The following is a 3,558-nucleotide window of genomic DNA, read 5'->3' on the forward strand; positions in this document are numbered from 1 at the left end:
GGGGCCACGAGTACCTCTTTTCCCGGGAAGACGACCACGATCGGCGACGTCACGCTGACTGGCGGAACGGCGGCCGTCAACCTGGGCGGCGCCATCGCCAAGGGTGCGAACGACAAGCTGATGCAGCAAGTGTCGGCGCAGTTGCTGTATACGCTCATCGGATCGGGCGGCAGCGGGCCGGCGGTGCAGTCGGTGCAGCTCTCCGTGAATGGCAAGCCGTGGAGCCCGCGGGGCAGCGACTCGAACCCCGTGCAGCAGCTGCGTCAGAGCAAGTACACGCCGGCCAACGGCGCGTACAGTCGGTTCTACTACGTCGACGGTGCCGGCGACCTGCTGAGCCGCGTCAGTTCGGTGAGCAAGCCGGTGAAGGTGGCCCACATCGGCACCGGCTTCACCCAGATCGCGGTCTCGCCGGATACGCAGTACGTGGCCGCCGTGAAGAACGGGTCGCTGTTCACCGGCCGGGTCGGTGCCCCGCTCGTGCGGCGGGCAGGCGACGGGTACACGTCGCTGAGCTGGGACCCGGTTGACGACCTGTGGGCCACGACGGGGGACCAGATCGTGATGATCAGCGGTGCCGCGAGCCCGAGTCAGCTGGCCGGCAAGCCGGTCGCGGTAAGCGTGGTGAACTCGGACGGCACGACTCAGAACGTCGGGCCGTTCACCGGGCTCCGGGTGGCGCCGGACGGCGTGCGGGTGGCCATCATCGTCGGCGGCAACGACCTTGACTTCGGGGCGTTCGTCCAGCTGCCTAACGCGCGTCCTGGTCAGGCGGCCGTCCGGATCGTGCTCTCGCAGTTCTACGTGTCGGTGCCGTCGGCCACGTTCACCTCGCTGACCTGGTACGGCCCTGACAACGTGATCGCGCTTCGCGACCCGGGCCCGGAGCTGACCGAGTACCCGGTCAACGGCGGAAGTTCGACGTCGATCCCGGCCCAACCCCAGATGAGCTGGATCACAGCGAGTCTCGGCAACCCGCTGATCGCCAGCTTGCCCAGGGGCGTCATGGTGGCCGACACCAGCCTGTCCGGCTCCTGGACGCCCGTCCAAGGGACCGGTATCTCCGCCGTTTACCCTGGCTGACCAGCCGCGGTGGCAACGCAAGTGCGTGACCAGCCAAGATCGACAACCGTGTGTGCGCTGTGTGACGCTTGATCACGGAATCTCCCTCCTGACATTTGGGCTCAGGCGAGCTAGCGTTCATGCATGGCACTCGCCCGGGTCCGTGGTTGCGCCGGGCAGGCCCTCCGAACTGCGAGCGCAGTGGGAGGGCCTCTCCAGCAAGCCGATGCCAGCCGCAGGCGAAACGGCCCACGTAAGGCGACTTCTCGTCGACTGATCACGGTGCGGCTTAGAGGTAAGTCCTGCCCCGACGGGGAATACCTAGTTCCCCGCCCCGGGAGAAGGGCAGTAGTGGCCACAGAAAGGCCGCGAACCCCTCAGCAGGCGGATGTGGGGTCGAAGACCAGGTCGGCCGGGCGAGTGCCCACTACCCGGCCACTTCCAGCCGAAGGGGGATTGAGATGGACATCACCTTCAAAGGCAGGCACGCTACCGTTCCTGAGCGTTTCCGCAGGCACGCTACGGCGAAGCTAGCGAAGCTCGAGAAGCTGGATCAGAGGGCGCTACGGGTCGACGTCGAGGTATCGAAGGAAAACAACCCGAGGCAGGCTGATCGGTGCACGCGGGTGGAGCTAACGATCAGATCGCGGGGCCCGGCCATCAGGGCCGAGGCCGCCGCGGACGAGATGTACGCGGCGCTTGACCTCGCGTTCGCCAAGCTCGAGGGACAACTGCGCCGCGCGGCAGAGCGCCGTAAGGGCCGCCGTCCCGACGTACCCGTGCGATCCGTCGACGCGGCGTCAGCCGTGTCCGCGACGCGGACCGGCCAGGCGGCCACTGCCGGCGCGCTGCTCGAAACCGTAGGCCCTGAAGAAGCCGCGCTGGAACTGGCCGCCATCACCGAGAGCGTGACCGCCGGCCGGTCGCGCGGCCGCCGCAAGGTGAACGGCAGGAGCCGCCAGGAGAGCCTGGTCCCGCTGCCCGCGATGCCGGGGGCCGGGGAGAACCTCGCCGCCGGCGGCCGGGACGCCGAGGACCCGTCAGGGCTGGTGCCCATTCAGATGGAAGGCGACGGCCCGCTCGTCGTCAGGGAGAAGTTCCACCCCTCCGGCCCGATGACCATCGACCAGGCGCTCCTCCAGATGGAGCTCGTCGGGCACGACTTCTACGCCTATCACGACAGCCAGTGCGGCAAGTTCAGCGTCGTCTACCGCCGCCGTGGGTACGACTACGGGGTCATCAGGCTCGTCGAGGAGTAGGACGCCAGTACGGGTAGGTTGAGTGACATGTCCTATCCTTTGCGTGAGCGAAGGCAGTGGAAGGAGCGGCCGTGACCGTGGAGCCGAGACCAGGGATGGTCTCTCGGCCGGTGACCTCTGTGCAACGCACCGAGGTCGTGCCTAGCGGCGATCCGATCCGGGTGCTCATCGCGGACGACCACGCTCTCTTCAGGCGGGGCCTGGAGATGGTCCTGCAGGATGAGGACGGCATCGAGCTGGTCGGCCAGGCCTCCGACGGCGCCGAGGCGGTGCAGATCGCTGCCGAGGCTGTGCCCGACGTGGTGCTGATGGACATCCGGATGCCGAAGACCACGGGCATCGAGGCCGCCAGGCAGATGAAGGAAGTCGCGCCTTCCGCCAAGATCGTGATCCTCACGATCAGCGATGAGGAGGAGGATCTCTTCGAGGCGATCCGGGCCGGGGCGAGCGGCTACCTGCTCAAGGACATCCCGCTCGACGAGGTGGCCGACGCGGTCCGCGCCGTGCACGATGGCCAGTCGCTCATCAACCCGTCGATGGCCGGCAAGCTGCTTACCGAGTTCGCCACCCTCGCCCGCCGCGACGCCGAAGAGGAACCGGCTAAGCACGCCCCCGCGCCGAAGCTCACCGAGCGCGAGATGGAGGTGCTCCGGCTGGTGGCCCGCGGCATGAACAACCGCGACATCGCCAAGGAGCTGTTCATCTCCGAGAACACGGTGAAGAACCACGTGCGGAACATCCTGGAGAAACTGCAGATCCACTCCCGGATGGAAGCCGTGATGATCGCGGTGCGGGAGAAGCTGATCGAGATCAGCTGACCCCTTCGGTCCGCAGCGCCGCCAGAAGCGGCTGAGCTAGGTGAGAAGGCGACACACGTTCGGGATGGACGGTGTCGCAACCCACCCACTGAGCGGCTTCGGCGAGCGCCCGGGCCATGGGCGCGACGGCGGCGGGCTTGTCGACAGTCACCTGCTTGGCGAGCAGTGTCTTGCCGTCGCGGGCCGGGTCCACCCGGCCGACGATCTGGCCGCCGGCCAGCAGCGGCATCGTGTAGTAGCCGTGCACGCGCTTTTCCTTCGGCACGTACGCCTCGAGCGCGTGCCGGTAGCCGAACATCCGCAGCGTCCGCTTCCTGTCCCAGATCAGCGAGTCGAACGGGGACAGCAGCGTGGTGCGGTGCCTGCCGCGCCCGCCCGCGTCGAGCCAGGCCAGCGCCGTGGGGTCGGCCCAGCCGCGA

4 protein-coding genes are annotated in these 3,558 nt (G+C 67.9%); 3 read left to right on the forward strand and 1 reads right to left on the reverse strand.

The window, feature by feature from the left end; translation table 11 throughout:
- From WA805_RS05780 to WA805_RS05790, 3 genes are all read left to right on the forward strand, one after another.
- Positions 1 to 1,083 (forward strand): LpqB family beta-propeller domain-containing protein (locus WA805_RS05780; protein WP_425241825.1); only part of this gene is annotated, 1,083 nt, incomplete at its 5' end.
- A gap of 440 nt (positions 1,084 to 1,523) precedes the next feature.
- Entirely contained in the window at positions 1,524 to 2,321 is a 798-nt protein-coding gene (gene hpf / locus WA805_RS05785) for a ribosome hibernation-promoting factor, HPF/YfiA family (RefSeq protein WP_424561012.1), read from the forward strand.
- 95 nt (positions 2,322 to 2,416) lie between these two features.
- Positions 2,417 to 3,139, forward strand: coding sequence for a response regulator (locus WA805_RS05790; protein ID WP_422278827.1), 723 nt, complete (start codon positions 2,417 to 2,419; stop codon positions 3,137 to 3,139).
- Here the strand turns inward: WA805_RS05790 and WA805_RS05795 are convergent.
- Positions 3,132 to 3,558: DNA glycosylase AlkZ-like family protein (locus tag WA805_RS05795; RefSeq protein WP_425241826.1), on the reverse strand; the 427-nt coding region annotated here is incomplete at its 5' end. The two genes, WA805_RS05790 and WA805_RS05795, sit on opposite strands and share 8 nt — an antisense overlap.

Source organism: Trebonia sp., assembly GCF_049794275.1.
GTDB lineage: Bacteria > Actinomycetota > Actinomycetes > Streptosporangiales > Streptosporangiaceae > Trebonia.

Bases quoted from the DNA above. Each gene is read 5' to 3' on its own strand.
- hpf (WP_424561012.1), top strand. From the start codon at position 1,524: ATGGACATCACCTTCAAAGGCAGGCACGCTACCGTTCCTGAGCGTTTC.
- WA805_RS05790 (WP_422278827.1), top strand. From the start codon at position 2,417: ATGGTCTCTCGGCCGGTGACCTCTGTGCAACGCACCGAGGTCGTGCCT.